The organism is Acinetobacter sp., from assembly GCF_041919735.1.
GTDB lineage: Bacteria > Pseudomonadota > Gammaproteobacteria > Pseudomonadales > Moraxellaceae > Acinetobacter.
The window spans coordinates 1-3,737 of the sequence record NZ_JAYRTF010000048.1 but is presented as its reverse complement, the minus strand read 5'-3'; the positions used below and the strand labels follow the sequence as shown (position 1 = coordinate 3,737).

At 44.5% G+C, this 3,737-nt stretch carries 5 protein-coding genes; all 5 read right to left on the bottom strand.

From position 1 onward, the window contains the following. Nucleotides 1-283 precede the first annotated feature (283 nt). The 5 genes from ACE3T3_RS15795 to cydP are packed head-to-tail and all read right to left on the bottom strand — an operon-like array spanning nt 284 to nt 3,622. Nucleotides 284-580 carry a cyd operon YbgE family protein gene (locus tag ACE3T3_RS15795; RefSeq protein ID WP_374668604.1) on the bottom strand — a complete coding sequence of 99 codons (297 nt, stop codon included), beginning with the start codon at nt 578-580 and terminating at the stop codon, nt 284-286. Between the two features lie 3 nt (nt 581-583). Next, nucleotides 584-685, bottom strand: coding sequence for a cytochrome bd-I oxidase subunit CydX (cydX, locus tag ACE3T3_RS15790; RefSeq protein ID WP_002120988.1), 102 nt, complete (start codon nt 683-685; stop codon nt 584-586). A 23-nt stretch (nt 686-708) separates the two neighbouring features. Further along, the gene (gene cydB / locus ACE3T3_RS15785; RefSeq protein ID WP_374668602.1) at nt 709-1,854 is read right to left on the bottom strand and encodes a cytochrome d ubiquinol oxidase subunit II; all 1,146 of its coding nucleotides are present in this window, start codon (nt 1,852-1,854) and stop codon (nt 709-711) included. Beyond that, entirely contained in the window at nt 1,851-3,431 is a 1,581-nt protein-coding gene (locus tag ACE3T3_RS15780; protein ID WP_374668600.1) for a cytochrome ubiquinol oxidase subunit I, read from the bottom strand. The genes cydB and ACE3T3_RS15780 overlap by 4 nt, the downstream gene beginning before the upstream one ends. After that, on the bottom strand, nt 3,431-3,622 hold the full coding sequence (cydP, locus tag ACE3T3_RS15775) for a cytochrome oxidase putative small subunit CydP (RefSeq protein WP_374668598.1): 192 nt from the start codon (nt 3,620-3,622) through the stop codon (nt 3,431-3,433). Before cydP ends, ACE3T3_RS15780 begins: the two co-directional genes overlap by 1 nt. Between the last annotated feature and the right edge of the window lie 115 nt (nt 3,623-3,737).

The window sequence follows — 3,737 nt, the reverse complement described above, 5'->3', positions numbered from 1 at the left end:
CCAAGTCGTAAAGCTCAGAAAGCTGTTGTTGAACAAAGAAACTTAAATCCTGTGCTTGACTCTTGTGGTTAAAAACAGGACATTTTAAATGGTTTATCGCATAGACATTTTAATTGGTGAATAACACTAAAGTGTCCAAGTCAGATAGGAATCTTTATGAGATTTAATATCCATTAAAATAAGAACGCTTGGCACGAGTCTAGAACTTCATTTAAGGCAGTTTTGATAGTTCTAATCAATAAAAAAGCCCTCAAATGAGGGCTTTTTCAGCTTTGCATATTTTCTATGCGAGGAACCATGTGTAATAGCCCCACAACATAAGCGGCCATGCAAGGAAAGGGCTGAATAGCCATTTCCATAACCAGAACTTAGGAATGAAACCCACTCCGTGAATAAAGCCGCCGGAGATGCCGATCATGACGTACATCAAGGCGCTGTGGCTGTATTCTCCATTCGCATCCAGCATGGCTGCTGGATGGATTAACAGAACAGCTGCAAGTGGCAATGCCAACAAAAATGAGATGGCCATTGCAAACTTATTCGGCTTTTTATTTTCTGTTGTCACTGCTGCTTCACTCATGGTTTATTCCTCATCAAGATCTTGATGGTGTTCGATGTAAAGTGCACTCAGCACACCTGCAAAACATGCCATTAATATGCCGAGAATCCACGCAAAATACCACATAATTCATACTCCTGTGCATAGCCTCAATAAAGGCTATGCGAATTCTCTTCGATGTGTTTTTTAGTAATAACGCCCCACATTTTATAGTAGCACCAAGTGGTGTAGCACAAAATGAGCGGAACGAAGATGCAGGCTGCAACAGTCATTACAGTCAGCGTATTTTTACTTGAAACCGCATCCCACATAGTCAAGCTTGAAACTGCATCAATGCTTGATGGCATTAAGAATGGGAACAATGCAAAACCGGCAGTTAAGATTGCGCCAATGATGCACAGTGATGTGCCAAGGAAGCTGAAGCCAGCTTTGCCTTTGCCTGCCGCTGCAATCACAATAAGCGCGCCTAGAATTGCTGCAATAGGGGCAATCATGGTGATTGGGTAAGTGCTGTAGTTGTTCATCCAGCCTGGGTTGGCGTCAGTAATAACCTGTTTTGCCAGCGGATTCGCAACACCGTTAGTGTCGAATGGCTGAGCAAGCGTATAGCCTTGGATATTGCCGAAATACAGCCATGCACCCGCAGCCAGGAAGCATACTAAGAATACGATTCCCATAATTTGCGTTGCTTTTGCAGAACGGGCGCGCAAGTCGCCATCTGTACGAAGCATCAGCCAAGCGCCGCCATGTGCAGCCAGCATAGATAGGCTGACAATGCCGCAGACAAGAGCAAATGGATTCAATAGCGCAAAGAAGCTGCCTGTATAAGTAGAGCGTACAGTTTCATCCAGCTGGAATGGCACGCCAAGGAACATGTTGCCGAATGCGACACCAAATACTAGCGCTGGCACAGCGCCGCCGATGCATAGACCCCAGTCCCAAGAGTTGCGCCACTTGGTATTTTCAAGTTTCGAACGGTAGTCAAAGCCGACCGGTCTGAGGAAGAGGGCGAACAAGACCAGCAGCAGCGCCCAGTACATGCCTGAGAATGCAGTTGCATAGACCATTGGCCAAGCAGCGAATAATGCGCCGCCGGCAGTAATGAACCAAACTTGGTTGCCGTCCCAGTGCGGTGCAATCGTATTGATTGCAGCGCGGCGTTCTTCATCGTTTTTGCCTACAAATGGCATGATCGCCATAGAGCCCATATCGAAGCCATCGGTAAGGGCAAAGCCAATCAGCAGCACGCCGACCAAAACCCACCAGATTATTTTGAGTAGTTCATATTCAATCATGCTTGAGACTCCTCTTTATTAGCAGCATCAAGTTTTTCAAAGTGGTATTTGCCAGTGTGAAGTGAACTTGGGCCAAGGCGAGAGAATTTAATCATTAAGTACATTTCAATGATCAGCAATACTGTGTAGAAAGCGGCAAGGGCAAAGATAGAACCCATGACATCGCCTGTGCTTAATGTAGACGTAGACAGGTGTGTAGGCAATACTTCACCAATTGTCCATGGCTGACGGCCAACTTCGGCAACGTACCAGCCAGTTTGCGCAGCAATCCATGGCAAAGGCAGTGCAAATAAAGCGAATTTCAACAGCCAAGGTTTGTTTTCTGCATTGCGTTTTGCAACTGCAAAGGCAGCCAAAGCAAACAGCAGCAGCATTAAGAAGCCAGAAGCCACCATTGCGCGGAATGCCCAGAACAAGCTTGGTACATGCGGAATAGTATCTTTTGCAGCGGCTTTAATTTGAGCATCAGATGCATCAACAACATTTGCTGTGTATTTTTTCAGAAGCAGGCCATAGCCTAAGTCTTTTTGAGATTCTGCAAATGCAGCTTTAAGTTCAGGTGAAGTGTCGCCTGCACGAAGTTTTTCTAATTGAGAGTAAGCAACCATACCATTGCGGATGCGTTCTTCGTGCTGTACAAGCAGGTCTTTAATGCCTGTAACTTGTTTGTCAGTAGAGCGTGTTGCAATGATCCCCATTACATAAGGAATTTTGATGGCATAGTCAGTTGTCATTGTCTCTTTATTTGGAATACCAAATAAAGTAAATGGCGCTGGCGCTGGGTGAGTATCCCATTCTGCTTCAATCGCTGCGAGTTTAGTTTTTTGTACGTCGCCAATTTCGTAGCCAGATTCATCACCTAGCAGAATAACTGAAAGTGTTGAGGCTAAGCCGAAGATGGCTGCGATAGCAAATGAGCGGCGGGCAAATGGCAGGTCGCGTTTTTTCAGCAAGTAATAGCTTGAAATTGCTAATACAAAGATTGCGCCTGTGACATAGCCTGCAGAGACAGTATGTACAAATTTTACTTGCGCAACAGGGTTGAAGATCAGCGCCCCGAAGTCTACAAGTTCCATACGCATGGTTTCATAGTTGAATGCTGAGCCGACAGGGTTCTGCATCCAGCCATTTGCCACTAAAATCCAGAGGGCGGACATGTTGGAACCTAACGCAACCAGCCAAGTCACGACTAAATGCTGCACCTTGGTTAAACGGTCCCATCCAAAGAAGAATAGGCCAATAAAGGTGGATTCCAAGAAGAAAGCCATCAGGCCTTCAATTGCCAGCGGCGCACCGAAAATATCACCGACATAATGAGAGTAATAAGCCCAGTTGGTACCGAACTGGAATTCCATGGTCAAACCGGTCGTTACGCCTAGGGCGAAGTTAATACCGAAGAGTTTTCCCCAGAATTTGGTCATGTCTTTATAAATTTCTTTGCCGGAAATCACATACGTGGTTTCCATAATGGCAAGAAGAAAAGCCATACCTAGAGTGAGTGGAACAAAAATAAAGTGATACATCGCGGTCATTGCAAATTGGAACCGCGACAAATCGACCACGCTTTCAGAAATCATCAACGTGTCTCCTTGATTGGGGAAGGGCTGCCAGCAATGCGCTCGGCAACTTGATTGTCAAAATCTTTGGGGATGGTAGGCGCATCAAACCAGATGTGTTTGATGGTCAGTAAAATAACCACTTTAATTATTAAAATGGCGGTAATTTCAATGACTGCACGCCGATTAAAATCGTTGGGGACTAAGCTCATTTTTGTAAGCCTATTTTTAAAACTCATAAGCTATTATTAACAAAAGCATAATAAAAATAAATAGGCTTTATAGTTAAAATAAAAATATATTATTTATTTTTTATAAAACAATAAC

What these genes read in the sequence shown, in the direction of transcription:
- cydX (WP_002120988.1), bottom strand. Translation starts at nt 685, where the DNA reads ATGTGGTATTTTGCGTGGATTCTCGGCATATTAATGGCATGTTTTGCA.
- ACE3T3_RS15795 (WP_374668604.1), bottom strand. Translation starts at nt 580, where the DNA reads ATGAGTGAAGCAGCAGTGACAACAGAAAATAAAAAGCCGAATAAGTTT.
- cydB (WP_374668602.1), bottom strand. Translation starts at nt 1,854, where the DNA reads ATGATTGAATATGAACTACTCAAAATAATCTGGTGGGTTTTGGTCGGC.
- cydP (WP_374668598.1), bottom strand. Translation starts at nt 3,622, where the DNA reads ATGAGCTTAGTCCCCAACGATTTTAATCGGCGTGCAGTCATTGAAATT.
- ACE3T3_RS15780 (WP_374668600.1), bottom strand. Translation starts at nt 3,431, where the DNA reads ATGATTTCTGAAAGCGTGGTCGATTTGTCGCGGTTCCAATTTGCAATG.